This window comes from Pseudomonas sp. UMAB-08 (assembly GCF_900095225.1).
Classification (GTDB): Bacteria; Pseudomonadota; Gammaproteobacteria; order Pseudomonadales; family Pseudomonadaceae; genus Aquipseudomonas.
Map to the genome: position 1 here is coordinate 281,424 of NZ_LT607414.1, position 19,141 is coordinate 300,564.

A 19,141-nucleotide genomic window follows, 5' to 3' on the forward strand; every position below is an offset into this window, starting at 1 on the left:
GTTCCTCCGTTGAAACCCGGGCTCATCGTGCGTCCGGCAGCGCCTGGAATGGCGCTTCTTTATCCGTACGCTCTGTGGTGCCCCACGCCGCCACACCGACCTTGATCGCATAGAACAGGATGCTGAACACCACGCACAGGAACAATGCGGTCAGGGTTGCGTTGGTGTACGCGTTGAAGATCACGTGCTGCATCTGATCGATAGTTTTGGCCGGGGCCAATACCTGACCGGCGTCCAGGGCCGTGCGGTACTTGGTCGCCAGGGCCAGAAAACCAACGGCCGGGCTCGGGTCGAACAGCTTGATGTAGCCGGCCATAGTGGTGCAGATCAACAACCACACCGCTGGCAGCAGGGTGACCCAGATGTAGCGTTGGCGCTTCATTTTGATCAGCACGACCGTCGCGAGCATCAGCGCGATACCGGCCAGCATCTGGTTGGAGATGCCAAACAGCGGCCACAAGGTGTTGATCCCGCCCAATGGGTCGATCACGCCTTGATAGAGCAAGTAGCCCCACATCGCGACGCAACCGCCCGTCGCGATCAGGTTGGCAGTCCACGACTCAGTACGCTTAAGCGCCGGTACAAAGGTACCCAGCAAATCCTGAAGCATGAACCGACCGGCTCGGGTCCCCGCGTCCACGGCGGTGAGGATAAACAGCGCCTCGAACAGAATCGCAAAGTGGTACCAGAACGCCATGGTGTCTTTGCCCGGCAGTACTTGGTGCAGGATCTGCGCGATACCGACCGCCAGGGTCGGCGCACCGCCAGCACGGGCCAGCACCGTGGTTTCACCGATGTCTTTGGCTACTGCAATCAGCGTTTCCGGAGTGATGGCAAAGCCCCAACTGCTGATCGTCTGTGCAACCGTGACCGGGTCGCTGCCGACAATCGCTGCTGGGCTGTTCATCGCGAAGTACACGCCCGGATCAATCACCGAAGCCGCCACCATGGCCATGATCGCCACGAAGGACTCCATGAGCATGGCGCCATAGCCGATGTAACGGGAGTTGGCTTCACTGTCGAGCAGCTTCGGTGTAGTACCCGACGCGATCAACGAATGGAACCCGGACACCGCACCGCAGGCAATGGTAATGAATAGGAAAGGGAACAACGCGCCTTTCCAGACCGGACCGGTGCCGTCGGTGAACTGAGTCAGCGCAGGCATTCTCAGCTCAGGCGCAATGATCAGGATGCCGATTGCCAACGCAACGATGGTGCCGATTTTCAGGAACGTCGACAGGTAATCCCGGGGTGCCAGCAACAGCCAGACCGGCAGTACCGCCGCGACAAAGCCATAACCGACCAGCATCCAGGTGATTTGTATACCGGTGAAAGTGAACGCCTTGGACCAGACCGGATCTGCAGCAATCTGCCCGCCGGTCCAGATCGACGCCAGCAGCAAAATCACACCGATCAGCGAGATTTCACCGATGCGACCCGGGCGGATGTAGCGCATATAGACGCCCATGAACATCGCAAGCGGGATCGTCGCCAGCACCGTGAACATGCCCCATGGGCTGTCCGCCAGGGCCTTGACCACGATCAGCGCCAACACCGCGAGGATGATGATCATGATCAGGAAGCAACCGAACAAGGCAATAGTGCCCGGCACCCTGCCCATTTCTTCACGAACCATCTCGCCCAGCGAGCGACCGTTGCGACGGGTAGACAGGAACAGAATCATGAAATCCTGCACCGCACCGGCGAATACCACACCGGCAATCAGCCAGAGTGTGCCGGGCAGGTACCCCATCTGCGCTGCAAGCACGGGGCCGACCAGAGGACCAGCACCCGCGATGGCCGCAAAGTGGTGACCAAAAAGAATGTGTTTGTTGGTCGGCACGTAGTCCAGACCATCGTTATTAAGAACCGCAGGGGTGGCGCGATTAGGGTCCAGTTGCATCACTTTGGTGGCGATGAACAGGCTGTAATAACGGTAGGCAACCAGATAAATCGCCACGGCGGCGACCACGATCCAGAGTGCGTTGATGGCTTCACCGCGGCGCAGCGCGACGACACCCAATGCAATTGCCCCCAAGCAGGCAACGGCGAACCAAGCAAGATGTTTGGTCAGTCGAGTCATTGTGGGTCTCCTGCCGAGGAACGTAGCCCTGCGGCGATAGTTGTTATTGTTATGCCCCGTAAAAAAGGGCTTAACTACTATCCGCGCACTACGCGGGTATAAACATCCGCAGTACTACTAAGGCTTCTACGTAGAACTACGCGGGTCAATTGCCGCCTTGCGCGGCTACCATGTGCCGGTCACGTCGCTCGACAATCGGTATCTAGCCCTCTATAGGCAACCCCGTCAGCCTGGATTTCACTCGTCATGCAACTCAAATACAAAATCGTCGCCCTGGGCATCCTCCCGCTGATATTGGCTGTCGCAGTCATCAGCGCGCTGGTCATCTTCCAAAACCAGCGTCTGGGTGAACAGCAAGCGCAACTGATTGAAGACAGCATTCTGGCCAGTAAACGTGCGGAGCTGAAAAACTACGTAGAAATGGCGATGAGCGCGCTTGCCCCGGTGTATGAGAGCGGTCGGGACGATGAGCAAACCAAGCAAAAAGTCCTTGATGAGCTGGCAAAGCTAAGTTTTGGCATCAACGGCTATTTCTTCGTTTATGACCATAACGGCCGCAGCCTGATGCACCCTCGTCAGGCTGCGCTGGTGGGCAAAGATTTGTGGAGCATGACCGACCCCCATGGTTTACCAGTGATTCAGGCGCTGCTGAAAAGCGCGCAGTCCGGCGACGGGTTTCAGCATTACGCATGGGAAAAGCCCTCGACCGGACACGTCACCGACAAACTGGCGTACGTCGTGATGCTCGACCGCTGGGGCTGGATGCTGGGCACCGGGATTTATCTTGAGGACGTCGAGCGCGCCACCCATCAGGCACGCGAAGAAGTTGCCCGAGAGATCTACACCACCATGCTCGCTATCGGTGTCGTAGCCCTCGTCGCCGTGTTGCTGGTCTTCGCGTGCGGGCTGACCTTGAACGCCAGCGAACACCGTTTGGCCGATAAAAAGCTGCAAGGTTTGACTCAACGCATTGTGAGTCTCCAAGAAGAAGAGCGATCACGGCTCTCGCGCGAACTGCACGACGGCATCAGCCAGGTGTTGGTTTCAATCAAATTTCAGTTTGAACTGGCCGCCCTCGAACTGGAGGCCGGACGCGAAAAAGGCCAGGACATCCTTCGTCAAGGAATAGGTCGGCTTGCGGATGCAATCGGCGAAGTTCGGAGTATTTCTCATGATCTTCGCCCTTCGTTGCTCGACACACTGGGGCTGGCCGCCGCCGTCGCCCAACTGGTGACAGAGTTCGAACTGCGAAGCGGTTTGACCCTTCACTATGAAAACAACCTCGGCGACGTCCAACTGGTCGATGGCGCCCCCGTGGCACTGTTCAGGATCCTGCAGGAGGCGCTGACCAACATCGAACGTCACGCCAAAGCGAAGACCGTATACATTGATCTGGAGGGGGATCCCGCTCAGGTCAGGTTATCGGTGTGCGATGATGGCGTCGGGTTCAATATCAACCGGCTTGAAGAGATCCACGGTGGAATAGGCTTGCGCAACATTCGCGAGCGCGTCGATCACTTCAACGGCCATTTCAGTCTGTCGTCGACCCCTGGCAGAAGTGAACTGATCATTACCCTACCCACCCGCCTTCGCTCACTCGCGTAGAGTTCAATAACAACACGCCCAAAATAACCCTGAAAACAATCAGAGCGCGACCATGAATACCTCATACCCCATCCGTATTGCGTTGGTGGACGATCACTCTTTAGTGCGTGATGGCATACGCGCATTGCTGGGTGTCCGGCCTTCCTTCGACGTGGTCGGCGAGGCCGAGAATGGGGCTCAGGCACTCGATCTTTGCGGCCGCGTCTCACCCGACATTCTGCTGGTCGACATCGGCTTGAAAGACATGAATGGCCTGGAACTGACACGACTGCTGCGCATTCAGTACCCGGACATCAAAATCCTCATTCTGAGCATGTATGACAACCATGAGTACATCGCGACCTCCATTCGGGCAGGCGCCAGTGGTTATGTGCTGAAAAACGCACCGTCAAAGGAAATCATTGCGGCCATCGAGGCAATCGCTACCGGCGGGACGTTTTACAGCGCCGAAGTGGCCCTCAAACTGGCCACCAGGAAACCAGATGAAACCGAACTCACTCCTCGGGAAAGCCAAGTGCTCATCGGCCTGGCACAGGGTTTGAATAACAAGACCATTGCCCGGGAACTTGCTATCAGCGTGCGCACGGTTGAAACCCATCGTTTGAGCATCAGGCGCAAGCTCAACGTAGACAAACCGGCAGGTCTGGTTAAATACGCGATGGAGCACGGCCTGCTGTCCCGTTGAACCTTTGCGTCAGTCTATCGTAACCGTGCGCAAGACGATCAGCCCTGCCAGTAGAACATTGCCTTGGCCAGGATCACGATTCCGACCATGTGGCAGAACAGACTGATATGAATAACGCGCGAGTAACGTGCATTCATACGCCCGCTTTTCAGCAGAAACATGGCCGTGAGAAAGTGCCCCAATACGCTGATGGCAAGTAGGATTTTCAGCGCAAGCAAGGTGCCGAAAGAAGACGCCAGCGGCGTGGCCAGAAGTGGCAGATAGCGCTGCCAGACCATGCCCAGCCCGGCGCCGAACAGCGTCAGCAAGACCCATGGCATCAGCTTTCGAGCGCGTAGCGCAATGCCCCGCTCGACCAGAATCATCGCCTTGGCCGGTATCTTCTTGAGCACGCTTTCGAGGATCAGCACTTCGAAAAACACCGTACCAATGAAGATCAGGGCAGCGAACAGGTGCAGGGTCAGCAGGATCGGATAGCTCATGGTTTTCTCAGGTTCAGGTCGGCAGAATTTCACGTGGCCCACGACTGGCGGTGCCGTCCGTAAAATCAAATACAGGATCTCTCCCCAGGCACGATAGCGTCCTGTCCTGAGTCAAGTGTTCTGTGCTCAACGCAGCTTTAGTGGGTCCACGATCCCGGCCACTATGGCCATGCCCACCAGATCTGGCAGGTGGTCGGCCTGCATGCGCTTCATGACCCGAGACCGGTACAGATCCACGGTTTTTGCGCTCACGCCCAGTTGCTCGGCAATTTCGCGGGTGGTGTAACCCTGCACCAACGGCAGCAACACGTCGCGCTCGCGTGGCGTCAGCGTGAGCAAGCGGGCCTGCAATTGTGCATGACCCTGGCTACCGGAGCGGCTTGCATCGAAGCTGCCCAGCGCCTGTTGCACGCTGTCCAGCAACAACTGTTCGTTGTATGGTTTTTCGATAAAGTCATGAGCACCGGCTTTGAATGCGCGCACCACAATCGGCACGTCTGCATGGCCACTGACGAAGATGACCGGCAGGTTCAGCTCACGCGCGCGCATTTCTTCCTGCACATTTAACCCGCCCATGCCGGGCATGCGCACATCCAGCAGCACGCAGGCGTTGAGTTGGGCGTCACACGCGTCCAGGAAAGCGAGGCCACTGGTAAACGGCAGTGCTTTGAGGCCCACCGACTCCAGCAACCAGACGGTCGAATCGAGCATGCCCTGATCGTCATCGACCACATAGACCACCTGCTCCGCGACACTCGTCATTCATTCACTCCTGATATTATTTTTAGGGGACCAACAAGCGGCAAGTAGCAGCGCATCAGCAGCCCGACCGGCACGCGCCGGGCCTGCAATTCACCGCCAAAGCCTTCAATAATGCTGCGACTCATGGACAGCCCCAGCCCCAGCCCATCGACTTTGCTGGTGTAAAAAGGGGTGAATATCTTCTCCAGTTCAGCCTCGCTCACGCCCGGGCCCTGGTCATGCACACTGATCTCCACCCGCCCGTCACTGGCCAGGTCCGCAGCCAGCACAATCATAGAAGGCTGCCCCCGATGAGACTCGCGATTGGCGTCGATGGCATTGCGCAGCAAATTGAGCAGCACTTGCTCCAGCAGCACTCGGTCGGCATAAACGGGCGGCAGATTATCCGGCAGTTGCTCCTCGATAGTCACCTGGCAATTGCTCGCCTCCCACGCACACATGCGCACCGCCTCCCGAGCGACCTCGGCGACATTAAGGGCCTGCATGCGCCGCTGGCCCTTGCGCAGGAAGGCGCGCAGACGCTTGATCACTTCCGACGCGTGATTGGCGTGCAGGGTAATCCGCTCCAGACCCTGAGCTACCCGTTCGGCAGCCTGAGGGTTGGTACCCAGGGCCTGTAAATAACGCTGGCTGGCATTGGCATAGTTGACCACCGCCGCCAACGGCTGATTGATTTCGTGGGCAATGCCCGAGGCCAGCTCACCCAGTGTCACCAAACGCGCGGTGTGCGCCAGCTCGTCCTGATGGTGACGCTGTTGCACGTCGCGCAGCTCACGCTCGGTCATGTCCCGCGCTACCAGTGAGTAGTAACGCTCGCCCCCGGCCGGCCGGTGAGCCAGAAGTACCAGCGATACTGGCACCGAAGGACCACCGCTGGGTGGTTGAAGACGCGTTTCCAGGTTCCAGGAACCGTCGCGCTCGGCGGTGCTCCAGCCCTCCCGTTGCAGACGCTCCAAGTCATCGCTGGCAAAGAACTCGCTCAGGGCCGGCATCGGCTGCTGCTCGCCCAGACGCAAAATACGTCGTGCAGCAGGGTTGAGGTAAGTGACCTGACCACTCGGGTCGATGAACAGGACCGGGTCAGTATTGGCCTCTACCACTTCAGCCAGTCGTCGCTTGTTCTCTTCGGCCTCGACCCGAGAAGTGATGTCACGCGAAACGCTGACTACCTCGACCACCGTACCGGTGTAAGTCTCGCGAATCGCACGGCAGGCGGTCTCGAACCAAAGGTAATGCCCGGCACGATGGCGGATGCGGTACGTCATGGTGTGATAACCATCCTGCTCCAGGGCGTCCCGCGCGCGCTGCACCAGACTGGCCAGATTCTGGGCATGGAATAGACCTTGGGCTGGCAGCCCCCGCAACTCTTCAGGCCAATACCCGAGCAAGGTCCAGGAAGCTGGCGAGGCGTCGAGAAAGTACCCCTCCGGCGTGTGCCGGGAAATAAGGTCAGTGGTGTTCTCGATAATCAACCTGTACAACCGCCGCGCCTTGGCGGCCTCGCGTTCCGCCAACACTTGCGCGGTCGCTTCCCGGCAGCGGGCCAGCACGCGGTTTTCCTGTAAGTCGGGAATAAAAGTCCAGATCAATATCCGCTCTTCAAACTGTGCCTCGACCCCTTCAATGGCTCGCTGCTGTTCGAGACAGGCACGGACCAGCACCTGTTGGTTCACCGGCAAAAAACCCGACACGTCGGTCAACGGCCGCTCGGCGAGCAATGCCAACAGAGCCGCATTCAACTCCAGCGGCCGACCCTGCGCATCCAGCAGCAGACTCGGTTGCGGGTCATGGCCCAGTAGCGGCGAGCCACGCAGCACCCCGTTGACGGTACTCAACAGCGTCGCCAGTAGATCCTGAACCCAGCCCAGCCAGTCCAGGCTCACCCCTTCGCACACTTCTACCAGCAGCAGCCCCGCCTGCCCCGGCTCCAGCGCCAGATCAAATACCTGGCCGTAGCTGATAGCCGCACGGCGCAGACGGCCAGACAGCCAGCAATCGAGTTGACGGACCTGATCCAGATCGAACCGCCCTTCGTCGGCCAGGCGCTCGAACAACAACTGGTCGCTGGCCAACAAGGGGTCTCCCAGACCCGGTGGCAAATGCTGAGCGGCACCCTCATGGCTATAAATTCGCGCCTGTGGCTGCCAACTCAAATACACCGCCTGGCGTACCTCGGGACAGTCCTGAAACGCGCGGCACAATGCGTCGGCACGGGCAGCCAGAGGCACGCCCTCTCGTTGCAGACGCAACCAACTGTGCAATCGAACGGGGGTTGAGGTCATCGCAGCTCCTTGTAGCGGTGGCCAAGCATATACGCGCCTTAGTGGTAGGGCTGTATCCATTTAGTGCAAGATGAAAAACATATAGTATTATTACTATACTACTCAGGTAGTACTTCCATATCAGATAGTAATTAGCATATAAGGTGCGTCGGATAATTAACTGACCAGACGAGCACGCTGAACGGTCAGATATAGAGCTAATAATCAGCCACCGAGTACCTTTACATGTCGATCTTCGAGCAAGGACTGGCCCCTTCGGCTGTCAATCATATTGCTTTGTCGCCGCTCAGCTTTATTGAGCGCACTGCCAGCGTTTACCCTGACTACCCCTCCGTTATCCACGGTTCGATTCGTCGTACCTGGGCGCAAACCTATGCGCGCTGCCGCCGCCTGGCCTCGGCGCTGGCCGGGCGCGGCATTGGCAAGAACGACACCGTGGCCGTGATGTTGCCTAACATCCCCGCCATGCTTGAGGTCCACTTTGCCGTGCCGATGATCGGCGCAGTGCTCAACCCGCTCAATGTGCGCCTGGATGCCGAAGCGATTGCTTTCATGCTCCAGCACGGCGAGGCCAAGGTGCTGATCACCGACCGCGAGTTCCATGACGTGATCCGCGCAGCCATCGGCATGCTGGACCACCCACCGTTGGTGATTGACGTCGATGACCCGGAGTATGGCGAAGGCCAGGCCGTCAGCGACCTCGATTACGAAGCGCTGCTGGCCGAAGGCGATCCAGCGTTCGCCTGGCAATGGCCGGACGACGAGTGGGGGGCGATTGCACTGAATTACACCTCAGGCACCACCGGTAACCCGAAAGGTGTGGTCTACCACCATCGCGGCGCTTATCTGAACTCGCTGGGCAACCAGATGATCTGGAACATCGGGCACCACCCGGTTTTTCTGTGGACCTTGCCGATGTTTCACTGCAACGGCTGGTGCTACCCGTGGATCATCACTGCGATGGCTGGCGTGCATGTGTTTTTGCGCCGCGTCGACCCGCAGAAGATTCTGACCCTGATCCGCGAGCATCAGGTCACCCACTTCTGTGGTGCACCGATCGTGCTCAACGCCCTGGTCAACATGCCTGAGTCGGCGAAGGCTGCCATCGATCATCCGGTCAATGCGATGGTCGCAGGCGCTGCGCCGCCAGCCAAAGTGATTGGCGCCGTGGAAGAGATGGGCATCAAGGTCACGCACGTCTACGGCCTGACCGAGACCTACGGCCCGGTCACGATTTGTGCCTGGCATGCCGAGTGGGATGAACTGCCGCTCGATGAGCGCGCCCAGGTCAAATCCCGTCAGGGCGTGCGCTACCCGACGCTGGAAGGCGTGATGGTCGCCGACCCGAAAACCCTGGAACCCACGCCACGCGACGGCCAGACCATCGGCGAGATTTTCATGCGCGGCAACACGGTGATGAAGGGCTATCTGAAGAACCCGACCGCCACCGCAGAAGCGTTCGAAGGCGGCTGGTTTCACACCGGCGACCTGGCGGTCTGTCATCCCAACGGTTATGTCGAGATCAAGGACCGACTCAAGGACATCATCATCTCGGGTGGCGAGAACATCTCCACCATCGAGCTTGAAGGCGTGCTCTACCGTCACTCGGGTGTGCTGGAAGCGGCCGTGGTTGCGCGTCCCGACGAGAAGTGGGGAGAAACGCCCTGCGCGTTCATCACCCTCAAGGCTGACCACCAGAACGTTCGCGAAGCCGACATCATCAGCTTTTGCCGCGAGCATCTGGCAGGGTTCAAGGTGCCGCGCACCGTGATTTTCACACTGTTGCCGAAGACTTCTACCGGGAAGATCCAGAAGTTCCTCCTGCGGGACATGGCCAACAACCTGTAGTCCTTCGCCCCTTTAACCCTCGATAAGGCACGCATCAAGCGGCAGGTCTGACCTGTCGCTTAGGGGTTGCGCACGCCGAAATCGACCTGATAGCCGTACCGCAACCTCAAGCACCGACAGCACCGACAGCACCGACAAAAAAAATAATACAGGGAGCAAAAAATGAGCAATATCCATGCAACCGACACCCAGCGCTGCGAACGCATCCGGGCCAATCCGAAATTCATCCAATTAGTGCAGAGCCGCTCGCGCCTGGCGTGGTCGCTGAGTGCTGCCGTACTGGGTACCTACTACTCGTTCATGCTGGTGGTGGCTTTTGCCCCACAGTGGCTGCATGCACCCTTGGCCGAGAATCGCATGATGACCGTGGGCATGCCCGTGGGCGCGGCGATCATCATCTTCTCCTGGCTACTCACCGGCTGGTATGTCTACAAAGCGAACACTCGCTTTGATGCCCTGGGCGCTGCAGTTCTTGAGGAGAGCAAGTGATGACTACTCTGCGTAATGTGATCCTCGCTGGCCTCGGCCTCCTGCCTGCATCCCTCGTACTCGCCGGGCCCTCGCTGGCCGGCGCAGTGGAAAAGCAGCCGCTCAATCTACATGCCATTGGTATGTTCTTCGTTTTCGTCCTGGGCACCCTGCTGATTACCTGGTGGGCAGCGCGACAAACCCACTCCACCTCCGATTTCTACACCGCCGGCGGCGGCATTACCGGGTTCCAGAATGGTCTGGCAATCGCCGGCGACTATATGTCTGCGGCAACTCTGCTGGGTCTTTCCAGCCTTGTATTCGCCAAAGGCTACGATGGTTTCATCTATACCATCGGCTTCTTCGTTGGCTGGCCGATCATCACCTTCCTGATGGCCGAGCGCCTACGTAACCTGGGCCGCTACACCTTCGCCGACATCGTTTCCTACCGCCTCGACCAAAACAAGGTACGCATCTTCGCCGCCTTTGGTTCGTTGACGGTGGTGTGCTGCTACCTGATCGTGCAAATGGTCGGCGCAGGTCAGTTAATCAAACTGTTGTTCGGCCTCGACTACCCAGTAGCGGTAGTGATCGTCGGCGCACTGATGTTGGTCTACGTCATCTTTGGCGGCATGATCGCTACCACTTGGGTGCAGATCATCAAAGCCGTGCTGTTGCTCGCGGGTGGCACCACCCTCGCGGTGATGGCCATGTCCCAGTTCGATTTCAGCTATGAGATGTTGGCGACCAAAGCCATCGAAGCCCATGCCAGCGGCTGGAACATCATGGGCCCCGGCGCCATGCTCGCCGATCCGATCAATACGGCCTCCATGTCTCTCGGCCTGGTATTCGGCATCGCCGGCCTGCCACACATCCTGATGCGTTTCTTCACCGTGCCAAATGCCAAGGAAGCACGCAAATCGGTGTTCTACGCTACCGGCTTCATCGGTTTCTTCTTCCTTGTGGTCTGCACCCTGGGCTTTGCCGCGATGGTGATCATTGGCACCGACCCGCAGTACTACGTCAACGGCCAGGTAGGCGGTACGTTGATCGGCGGCGGCAACATGGTCGCAATGCATTTGGCTAAAGCCGTGGGCGGCAACCTGTTCTTCGGTTTCCTCTCGGCCGTGGCCTTCGCCACCATCCTCGCAGTAGTTTCCGGTCTGGCCCTGGCCGGTGCCTCAGCCATTTCCCACGACCTCTACGCCACCGTACTGAAGAAAGGCAAAGCCACCGAGAAGCAAGAAATGCGCGTGACCCGTATGGCCACTGTCGGCCTCGGCATCATCGCCATCCTGTTGGGCATTCTGTTCGAGAAGATGAACGTCGCCTTCCTGGTCGGTCTGACCTTCGGCATCGCCGCTTCGACCAACTTCCCTGTCCTGATCATGGCCATGTACTGGAAAGGCCTGACGACCAAAGGCGCAATCCTCGGTGGCTTCGCCGGTCTGATCTGCGCGCTGGTTCTGGTGATCCTGTCGCCAGCAGTTTGGGTAACCGTACTCGGCCACGCCAAGGCGATCTTCCCGTACGACCACCCGGCACTGTTCTCCATGCCGCTGGCCTTCCTGGTGATCGTCGTGGTCTCCAAACTCGACCGCAGTGTCCGGGCAGACAATGAACGGAACGCCTACGCCGACCAGTTCGTGCGTGCACAGACCGGCCTCGGAGCCGCCAGCGCTTCCAGCCATTGATGTAAGGGGCACGGCGCGCTCAAGCGTGGCCGTGCCAACCGCTCAACCGTCACGCCAAGCGTTAGAGGCGTGAATGTCTGTATCCATAATAAAAAAAAAGGCAATCTCATGGACCGTAACACCCGCGCAATCGCTACACGCTTAATGCTGGCCGGGGGCGTTATCAGCCTCTCGGCACCTGCCATGGCTGATTTCCTTCAGGACAGCAAAGCCAACCTTGAGCTGCGCAACTTCTACTTCAACCGCGATTTTCGCCAGGACAATGCTGCACAGTCCAAACAAGAGGAATGGGCCCAGGGTTTCCTGCTGCGCTACGAATCCGGCTTCACCGAGGGCTCGGTGGGTGTCGGTATCGATGCCCTCGGCCTGCTCGGCGTAAAACTCGACTCAAGCCCGGACCGTGCGGGCTCCGGCTTACTCTTGCGCAGCAGGACCGCACCTAAAGACGCCAAGGACGAGTACGGCGAGCTGGGTCTGACAGCCAAAGTGCGCGCGTCCAAGACCGTGCTGAAACTCGGTACTTTGCAGCCCAAGCTACCGACAATATTGGCCAACGATTCGCGGCTGTTACCGCAGACGTTCGAGGGCGGTCAGCTGACGTCGCTGGAAGTCGACAGTTTGACCGTGGATGCTGGCAGGTTAGGCCAGGTCAACCAGCGTGACTCCACTGACTATCAGGACATGGCCATCACAACCACGGGCGCAAAGAACATCGTCAGCCACCACGTGGGCAGCGATAAGTTCGATTTTGCCAGCCTGAACTACAAATGGACCGGCAACCTGAGCACGGGCTACAGCTACGGCCACCTGGACAACTTCTACAGCCAACACTACGTGAACCTGACGTATGTGTTGCCGGTAGCGCCGGGGCAGTCACTGAAAAGCGATTTACGCTTCGCCCGCTCCACCGGCGACGGCGGCAGCAACGTCGACAACCGGGCCCTGGGCGCAATGTTTACCTACACCCTGGGTGCACACGCCCTGGGTCTCGGTTATCAAGGCATGAGCGGCAACACCGGTTTTGCTTACGTCAACGGGACCGATGCATTCCTGGTGAACTTCGTGCAGATTGGCGACTTCGCGAGCAAAGACGAGAAGTCCTGGCAGGCCCGCTACGACTACAATTTCGCCGCCCTCGGCATTCCGGGGTTGACCTTCATGACCCGTTACCTCAACGGTTCCAATATTGACCTCGGCTCAAACCGTCCAGAGGGCAAAGAGTGGGAGCGTGATACCGACATCGGCTACGTGATTCAGGCCGGCCCACTAAAAAACGTCGGGGTAAAGTGGCGCAACGCCACGGTACGTTCGACGAATTTTGGTAACGACCTGGATGAAAACCGCCTGATCGTCAGCTACAGCTTGCCCATCTGGTAAGCGAACAAGCCCCTCAGGCACGCAAAAAAATGCCGGAGTTATTCTCCGGCATCACCTGAATTTTATCTCCCCCCCTATTGCCGGGCGGCCTTGGCAATACAGCCCAGCCATCTCCCCAGCCCCTCAATCCCTCAATCCCTCAATCCCTGAGCTATTTCCGCACACCCAGCCTCTCGTCGAATGGCGCGAAAAGGACGAGCGGAAGCGGTAAAACCTGCCGTCGTAAAAACGGTAAGAACAGTTCAACTTTGTTCATGTCTGTGTCACATTTTGAACCATATGATGCTACCGTTAAACGAGTTCCCATTCCTCATACGGAATGATTCAAGGAGAGAAACGTCGTTCTACAAACGGCCTACTGGAGCTAACGGGCCCTCCGAGTTCACCAAAAAGGATGTTCAAATCCACGGATAGATGAGGCCGTCATGTATAGAGTAAGTACGGGCTATGCCAGTGTATTGGTGAATACGCTTTCGGCTCAAGGTTTGGATGTCGTCAGCCTGTGCCAGGAGGCGGGGCTGGACATGGAAGTTTTGGCGCAGCCGGCTACCTTTTGTCGGCGAAGTATTATGTACCGTCTATGGGACTTGGCGACGCAGGTTTCCGGCAATCCAAATATCGGTCTGAAAGCCTACGGGCATGTGCACCCAGGCAGTTTCCAGATCGTGGGTTACACGATGATGTCCAGCCTGAACCTGAAACGCGCCCTGGAGCGCTTAGTTCGTTTCAGCGCGTTGATTGGTACTGGATTCAGCCTGTTCTTTGTTCAGGAAGGGCAGAATTATCGCCTGTCCGGGCTCGACCTCCAGCAACCCGACTCGGTTAAACCCCGGCAGTACACCGATGCAGGACTTGCTTCGCTGCTCGGCTTTTGCCGCTGGCTTACGGGTGGACACCTTCCGCAACCCCTCAGTATCGAGTTCTCCTATCCAGAGCCCGAGAACACCTTGGAACATCAGCAACTTTTTGGTTGTCCGCTAGTTTTCGGGGCGGCTTATGACAGCATCGTGTTCGATGGGCAGGAACTGTTGCGTCCCTTGAGTATGGCGAATGAAGCATTAGCCACGCTCCATGACAGTTTTGCCGAGGCTCAGTTGGACCTGTTGTTCGGTTTCTCTATTCTTGGTCGGGTTCGCGCGATGATCACTCAGCGCTTGAGCCAAGGGCTGGGGCCTGGGCTCTTCGACATGGAGTCAATGGCTGCAGCGCTCCATATCAGCAAACGAACACTTCAGCGGGCGCTTGAGAAGGATGGCGTGCAATACAAGGATGTCTTGAGCGATCTGCGCAGGCAAATGGCTGACTTCTATCTGCGCCACTCTCATTACAACATGAAGCATGTGGCCTATCTCCTTGGCTTCCACGACCATAGCAGCTTCCATAAAGCGTGCTGTCGCTGGTTCGACATGCCGCCTGGCCAGTACCGGATCGATGGATCGCTGCTCAAGGTCGAGGAAGAAAAGCGCCCCTCTGGCAGGACGCTAGAGAAAGCACGAGAGCCCGCCAGGCAAGAGAGTGCGTACGCGTGGCCAGGGTTCTTGATGGGGGGTGATTATGCAGTGCAGCGCGCTACCTTCACCGGGCTTCTCGATAAGTGAACACTACGTTTAATCCGTACTGAATGGATCAAGCTCATCAAGACAGGTGAACCCGCGCCGTAGGCCTCAGTACCTGCGGGTTGAACCCTTGGCACCACTCCGATCCGCGGCAGTAGTCATAGTAGGATAAGATGCTTGCGAACTAGGCTCGCAATGAGAAGCCCCGCATGACAGATAACAGTCGGAGCAACACCCGCCTGATCAAGAAGTACCCCAATCGCCGCCTGTATGACACGTACACCAGCAGTCATTTGACGCTCGCGGATATACGCCAACTGGTCGTCGATAAAATCCCGTTCCAGGTGGTCGACGCCAAGACTGGCGAGGATCTGACTCGAAGCATTTTGCTTCAGGTGATTCTAGAAGCCGAAAGTGGCGGTGAACCGATTTTCTCCAGCGAGATGCTCATGGGGATTATCCAGTTCTATGGCCCCTTCCAGGGCGTCCTCGGCAGCTACCTGGATAAAAGCATCCAGACAGTCATCGATGTCCAGTCGCAGACGGGTGCGCAGTCCTCTGAGGCGTGGAGCGAGTTCATGCACCAGCAGGCACCGGTCATGCAGGATTTGATGCGCCAATATGTCGACCAATCGAAGGCACTCTACCTAAACACTCAAAACCTCTTCGGCTTGTTCGGCGGCACACCGCCAGGCCAGGCAGGACCAGGCGCCGGACGAAAAAAAAATGGCGATGGGGAGTGAACCCATCGCCATCAGCAAAGCTGTTCCAGCTTTGATTTGACTTACTTGCTACCGCCCGCCGCCTTGCCCGGTGCGGCTTTTCCAGCGGCGGTGGTCGCTGCGGTGAACCCGCTCTGGGCAATGTCAGCTGCCTGTTTGGCGGCTTTCTGTGCGTTTTCATAAACGCTACCGGCATTCGCCAGCGTCGATTTGAATGCGGCTACCACAGGCTCAGAGCCGGCCGGCGCATTTTTGCTCATCACTTCAATGAACTCTTGCACCTGCTGAGTACCCGCTTCGACTTGACCCTCAGTCAGCTTGGCGATTTCCGATTGTGTGCCGACAATCAATTCTTGCATTTGACGATTGAACTCAGCCAGGCGTTCGGCCTGTACATGCGGCTGAATAAAGGAAGCTTGCAGCTCCGCAAAGCCCTGAGGATCACGTACCGCCAGCAGCTTGCGAAAACCATCGAAGTATTCCTCGGTGGAAGCACGCAGAGTCTTGAACTGCAGTTGGCTAAGCTGCTCAACACTCGCGAAAACTTTGCCGCTGATTTGCTGCAGGAGGTCGAGGTTAGCTTTCTGAGCGTTTTGCAATTTTTCAGTATTAAACAAAGACATGCTTGAATCTCCTAGTACTGGAAGGCCGACATGGGCCTGAGGACGCGATAGCGATCCTGCTGAGTCATCGCGTTAGGCTTAATATTGCAGTGCACAATTTTATTTGGCAACCTTTTTTTGTGCGCCGCAAAAAAGCTTTGCCCCTTCCGCCTCTATTCGTTATAACCCCTCCATAAACCGAATAGATCGGCCAAACCAAATCCCTTCCTGAGCAATGAGGGCTGAGGCTAGCCGCTTCTCATGCACACCGCCAGGAGATCATCATGGATCATGACTATATTGTTGCGCCGCAGGATAAAGGGCTTTCCGTGAAGCACGATGTGCTCGAAAATCTAAGTCGCCTGCAACACATGAATACCTCGAACGTCCTCGACGCCTCGCGCCAGCGTCAGGAAAAAACCTTTACCCCTCTAATCCAGGGCCAGCTAACGCAACCCACGCTTGATGACTGGCAGGAGTACTTCGCCGACCTCAGCCAACGCAGCCTGCTGTTCTGGGACACCCTGCGCCAACGCGGCGACAACACACTGGCCCATGAGCGCGCCGGGTATCCATTGCTGCTCAAGTTCGATCATGAAACGCTGATCGCTGGCTCGGATCTCCCCCGCCCCGTCAACTACTCGCTATTAAGAATCCTCCCCGGGGCAGAGCAACGCATCGACAGCAGCAGCCAGCCAGTGATCATCATTGATCCGCGCGGCGGCCATGGCTCAGGCATTGGCGGCTTCAAACAAGATTCGGTAATAGGCGAAAGCCTCAGAGCTGGCCACCCCACCTACTTCATCGCCTTCAGTCACGCGCCCAATCCCGGGCAGACGCTGATGGATATCGTCGAAGCCGAAGCCCATTTCATCGAGGCCGTCAGCGCCCTCCATCCGGCCAGCAGCAAACCTGTTGTGGTCGGCAACTGCCAAGCCGGCTGGGCGTTAATGGGGTTAGCTGCAACACACCCGGAGCTGCCGGGATTGATCATCATCAACGGTGCCCCTTTGTCGTACTGGGCGGGTGTCAATGGTCGCAATCCGATGCGTTATACCGGCGGCCTGCTGGGCGGGGGCTGGACGACTCGCCTGGCCAGCGATCTGGGCAACGACCGTTTCGACGGCACCTGGCTGGTCAGTAACTTCGAGAACCTGGACCCCGCCAATACCTATTGGAACAAGTACTACCAGCTGTTCAGTCAAGTCGACAGCGAGGCTCCGCGCTTTCTCGATTTCGAACGCTGGTGGGGCAGCCCGGGCCTGCTGAATAGCGAAGAAATCGAAATGATTGTCGACAACCTTTTCATCGGCAACCATCTGTCTGGAGGACTCGGACGCAAGACCCTCGGGCTTGATCTGAAACAGATCGAAGTACCGGTGGTGGTGTTCTGTTCCTACGGAGACAACATCACATCCCCGCAACAAGCGTTGAACTGGATAACCGATGTCTATCCCAGCGATCTCGCTTTGCAGTGTGCCGGACGCACCATCGTCTACCTGCAGCACGCCAGCATCGGCCATCTGGGCATTTTCGTGTCCGGCAAGGTTGCCCGGCGCGAACACCGCGAGCTGCTCGGGGCTGTCGACGCCATCAATGCGCTGCCGTCGGGGCTGTATGAAATGCTGATCGAGGATATCCCTGACCCATCGGGCAGCGGTGATGCACGCTATCGCGTACGTTTCGAACCAAGGCGAATCGCCGATATCCATGAGGATGGTGAGCCAACGCGTGATGACGATCGCGAATTCGCACTGGTGGAGCGCGCCTCCGAAATCAATAGCTCGCTTTACGACTGGTTCGTACGCCCCTGGATGCGCCAGATGATCAATGAGCCCATCGCAGAACTGCTGCGCAAGGCGCACCCGTTCCATCAACAACAGGTGGTATGGAGCAGTCTGAATCCGGCACTGTGGTGGCTCGCCGGCACCGCCGCTCAAGTGCACAGCGATCGCCGCCCCGCCCGCAAAGACAACCCACTGCTGGCGTGGCAGGACCTGCTCTCCAACCAGATGCAGGACGCCCTCAACGCTTATCGTGATGTGCGTGACGCATCCCTGGAACTGTGTTTTTACGGTGTGTATGGAGGGTTAAGCGCCCTCGTTGACAAGCAGCCTGCGCGAAATCTTCAGGAGCATGCCGAGCAACAAGACAAGGTCCTGATCGAGCGCCTGCATGAGGCACTTGCCCTCGGCGGTAGACTGGAAGCGCTGGTACGCATACTTTTTCTGATCGGCCGCGACAGCAAGACAATCGACAAGCACCGCGTTGAGCAACTGATCCAGCAGGGCCCTGTGCCAGTCGAGCACTACATCGACCCCATTATCCTGCGCGAAACCATACGCCTGCAGAACCTGCTGGTCTTTGTTCACCCGGAAGAAAGCTTGCGCAGCCTGCCCTTGCTGCTCCCGGAAACCGAAGCACGCCAGCAGATCCTGGCGGCCGTGGCGCTATTAGTGCCTGAGCTGCTAACGACTATCGGTGCTGAAGGAAAACGCTGGCGTGAACTGCACTCGCTACTCGGCATCCCCCTGCCGGGCTCTAACCTGACCCCGCAGCCGCAGCCAAGTGAAGCCGATGCAGCCAAGCAGATACCCACTCCTGTAGCGACGCAGCCAGCACCGACACCCGCCACCACGGATGCAAGTCCAGCGCGCAAATCAGGGAGGGGAGCAAAAGGAATAAAACGGCCCAAGCCGGAATAACCCCGGGTTATTAACAGAGGCAACTCGTGCGCCGCGTCGGTCTTGCGTCAGACCGACCCTGCGACTGGAACAGACCAGGCGTTCGAGCGCCTTCTCCAGGTTAAAGCCGGACATTATCGTGTAGCGCAAGAGCGAACTTATCAGCGTTCGCCACAGCCGGAACTTGCGCCATCTATAGCGCCATGAATGATTTTTGGATCCAAAGTGCGCGCAGAATAATTACCAGTTATTACCGCAAATGATAGTCATTATTCATTCAACTTCAAACAC

The 19,141-nt window shown here is 57.8% G+C and carries 14 protein-coding genes; 9 read left to right on the forward strand and 5 right to left on the reverse strand.

Annotated features, from left to right (window positions below):
* Nucleotides 1–22: 22 nt before the first annotated feature.
* Nucleotides 23–2,083, reverse strand: a complete 2,061-nt coding sequence (locus K0F75_RS01265; protein WP_219059950.1) for a carbon starvation CstA family protein — start codon at nucleotides 2,081–2,083, stop codon at nucleotides 23–25.
* A gap of 246 nt (nucleotides 2,084–2,329) precedes the next feature.
* Between K0F75_RS01265 and K0F75_RS01270 the strand changes: the two genes are divergently transcribed.
* Nucleotides 2,330–3,688 (forward strand): cache domain-containing protein, encoded by a 1,359-nt coding sequence (locus K0F75_RS01270; protein WP_219059951.1) that lies wholly within the window; start codon nucleotides 2,330–2,332, stop codon nucleotides 3,686–3,688.
* A gap of 52 nt (nucleotides 3,689–3,740) precedes the next feature.
* Nucleotides 3,741–4,373: a response regulator transcription factor gene (locus K0F75_RS01275; RefSeq protein WP_219059952.1), complete on the forward strand. Its 633-nt coding sequence runs from the start codon at nucleotides 3,741–3,743 to the stop codon at nucleotides 4,371–4,373.
* 38 nt (nucleotides 4,374–4,411) lie between these two features.
* Here K0F75_RS01275 and K0F75_RS01280 read toward each other — a convergent pair whose 3' ends face one another.
* From K0F75_RS01280 to K0F75_RS01290, 3 genes are all read right to left on the reverse strand, one after another.
* Nucleotides 4,412–4,855, reverse strand: coding sequence for a CopD family copper resistance protein (locus tag K0F75_RS01280; protein ID WP_219059953.1), 444 nt, complete (start codon nucleotides 4,853–4,855; stop codon nucleotides 4,412–4,414).
* A gap of 126 nt (nucleotides 4,856–4,981) precedes the next feature.
* Nucleotides 4,982–5,617: a response regulator transcription factor gene (locus K0F75_RS01285; RefSeq protein WP_219059954.1), complete on the reverse strand. Its 636-nt coding sequence runs from the start codon at nucleotides 5,615–5,617 to the stop codon at nucleotides 4,982–4,984.
* On the reverse strand, nucleotides 5,614–7,899 hold the full coding sequence (locus K0F75_RS01290) for a PAS domain S-box protein (RefSeq protein ID WP_219059955.1): 2,286 nt from the start codon (nucleotides 7,897–7,899) through the stop codon (nucleotides 5,614–5,616). The genes K0F75_RS01285 and K0F75_RS01290 overlap by 4 nt, the downstream gene beginning before the upstream one ends.
* Nucleotides 7,900–8,124: 225 nt before the next feature.
* On the opposite strand from K0F75_RS01290, the gene K0F75_RS01295 reads away from it, so the two are divergent.
* The 6 genes from K0F75_RS01295 (at nucleotide 8,125) to phaR (ending at nucleotide 15,585) form a co-directional block, all read left to right on the forward strand.
* A complete protein-coding gene (locus K0F75_RS01295; RefSeq protein ID WP_219059956.1) occupies nucleotides 8,125–9,747 on the forward strand; it encodes an acyl-CoA synthetase in 1,623 nt (540 codons plus the stop codon).
* A gap of 162 nt (nucleotides 9,748–9,909) precedes the next feature.
* Nucleotides 9,910–10,236 (forward strand): DUF485 domain-containing protein, encoded by a 327-nt coding sequence (locus K0F75_RS01300; RefSeq protein WP_219059957.1) that lies wholly within the window; start codon nucleotides 9,910–9,912, stop codon nucleotides 10,234–10,236.
* On the forward strand, nucleotides 10,236–11,909 hold the full coding sequence (locus K0F75_RS01305; RefSeq protein ID WP_219059958.1) for a cation acetate symporter: 1,674 nt from the start codon (nucleotides 10,236–10,238) through the stop codon (nucleotides 11,907–11,909). The genes K0F75_RS01300 and K0F75_RS01305 overlap by 1 nt, the downstream gene beginning before the upstream one ends.
* A gap of 108 nt (nucleotides 11,910–12,017) precedes the next feature.
* Nucleotides 12,018–13,286, forward strand: coding sequence for an OprD family porin (locus K0F75_RS01310; protein ID WP_219059959.1), 1,269 nt, complete (start codon nucleotides 12,018–12,020; stop codon nucleotides 13,284–13,286).
* Nucleotides 13,287–13,771: 485 nt separating this feature from the next.
* Nucleotides 13,772–14,884, forward strand: coding sequence for an AraC family transcriptional regulator (locus K0F75_RS01315; protein ID WP_257604221.1), 1,113 nt, complete (start codon nucleotides 13,772–13,774; stop codon nucleotides 14,882–14,884).
* A 167-nt stretch (nucleotides 14,885–15,051) separates the two neighbouring features.
* The gene (gene phaR / locus K0F75_RS01320) at nucleotides 15,052–15,585 is read left to right on the forward strand and encodes a polyhydroxyalkanoate synthesis repressor PhaR (protein WP_219059961.1); all 534 of its coding nucleotides are present in this window, start codon (nucleotides 15,052–15,054) and stop codon (nucleotides 15,583–15,585) included.
* A gap of 41 nt (nucleotides 15,586–15,626) precedes the next feature.
* Here the strand turns inward: phaR and K0F75_RS01325 are convergent, their stop codons facing one another.
* Nucleotides 15,627–16,187, reverse strand: a complete 561-nt coding sequence (locus K0F75_RS01325; RefSeq protein ID WP_219059962.1) for a phasin family protein — start codon at nucleotides 16,185–16,187, stop codon at nucleotides 15,627–15,629.
* 263 nt (nucleotides 16,188–16,450) lie between these two features.
* On the opposite strand from K0F75_RS01325, the gene K0F75_RS01330 reads away from it, so the two are divergent.
* Nucleotides 16,451–18,871 carry a DUF3141 domain-containing protein gene (locus tag K0F75_RS01330; protein WP_219059963.1) on the forward strand — a complete coding sequence of 807 codons (2,421 nt, stop codon included), beginning with the start codon at nucleotides 16,451–16,453 and terminating at the stop codon, nucleotides 18,869–18,871.
* Nucleotides 18,872–19,141 lie beyond the last annotated feature (270 nt).

Excerpts from the sequence above, each read along its gene's own strand:
- K0F75_RS01310 (WP_219059959.1), top strand. The coding sequence starts at position 12,018 with ATGGACCGTAACACCCGCGCAATCGCTACACGCTTAATGCTGGCCGGG.
- K0F75_RS01305 (WP_219059958.1), top strand. The coding sequence starts at position 10,236 with ATGACTACTCTGCGTAATGTGATCCTCGCTGGCCTCGGCCTCCTGCCT.
- phaR (WP_219059961.1), top strand. The coding sequence starts at position 15,052 with ATGACAGATAACAGTCGGAGCAACACCCGCCTGATCAAGAAGTACCCC.
- K0F75_RS01295 (WP_219059956.1), top strand. The coding sequence starts at position 8,125 with ATGTCGATCTTCGAGCAAGGACTGGCCCCTTCGGCTGTCAATCATATT.
- K0F75_RS01265 (WP_219059950.1), bottom strand. The coding sequence starts at position 2,083 with ATGACTCGACTGACCAAACATCTTGCTTGGTTCGCCGTTGCCTGCTTG.
- K0F75_RS01280 (WP_219059953.1), bottom strand. The coding sequence starts at position 4,855 with ATGAGCTATCCGATCCTGCTGACCCTGCACCTGTTCGCTGCCCTGATC.
- K0F75_RS01285 (WP_219059954.1), bottom strand. The coding sequence starts at position 5,617 with ATGACGAGTGTCGCGGAGCAGGTGGTCTATGTGGTCGATGACGATCAG.
- K0F75_RS01325 (WP_219059962.1), bottom strand. The coding sequence starts at position 16,187 with ATGTCTTTGTTTAATACTGAAAAATTGCAAAACGCTCAGAAAGCTAAC.
- K0F75_RS01270 (WP_219059951.1), top strand. The coding sequence starts at position 2,330 with ATGCAACTCAAATACAAAATCGTCGCCCTGGGCATCCTCCCGCTGATA.
- K0F75_RS01290 (WP_219059955.1), bottom strand. The coding sequence starts at position 7,899 with ATGACCTCAACCCCCGTTCGATTGCACAGTTGGTTGCGTCTGCAACGA.
- K0F75_RS01330 (WP_219059963.1), top strand. The coding sequence starts at position 16,451 with ATGGATCATGACTATATTGTTGCGCCGCAGGATAAAGGGCTTTCCGTG.
- K0F75_RS01300 (WP_219059957.1), top strand. The coding sequence starts at position 9,910 with ATGAGCAATATCCATGCAACCGACACCCAGCGCTGCGAACGCATCCGG.
- K0F75_RS01275 (WP_219059952.1), top strand. The coding sequence starts at position 3,741 with ATGAATACCTCATACCCCATCCGTATTGCGTTGGTGGACGATCACTCT.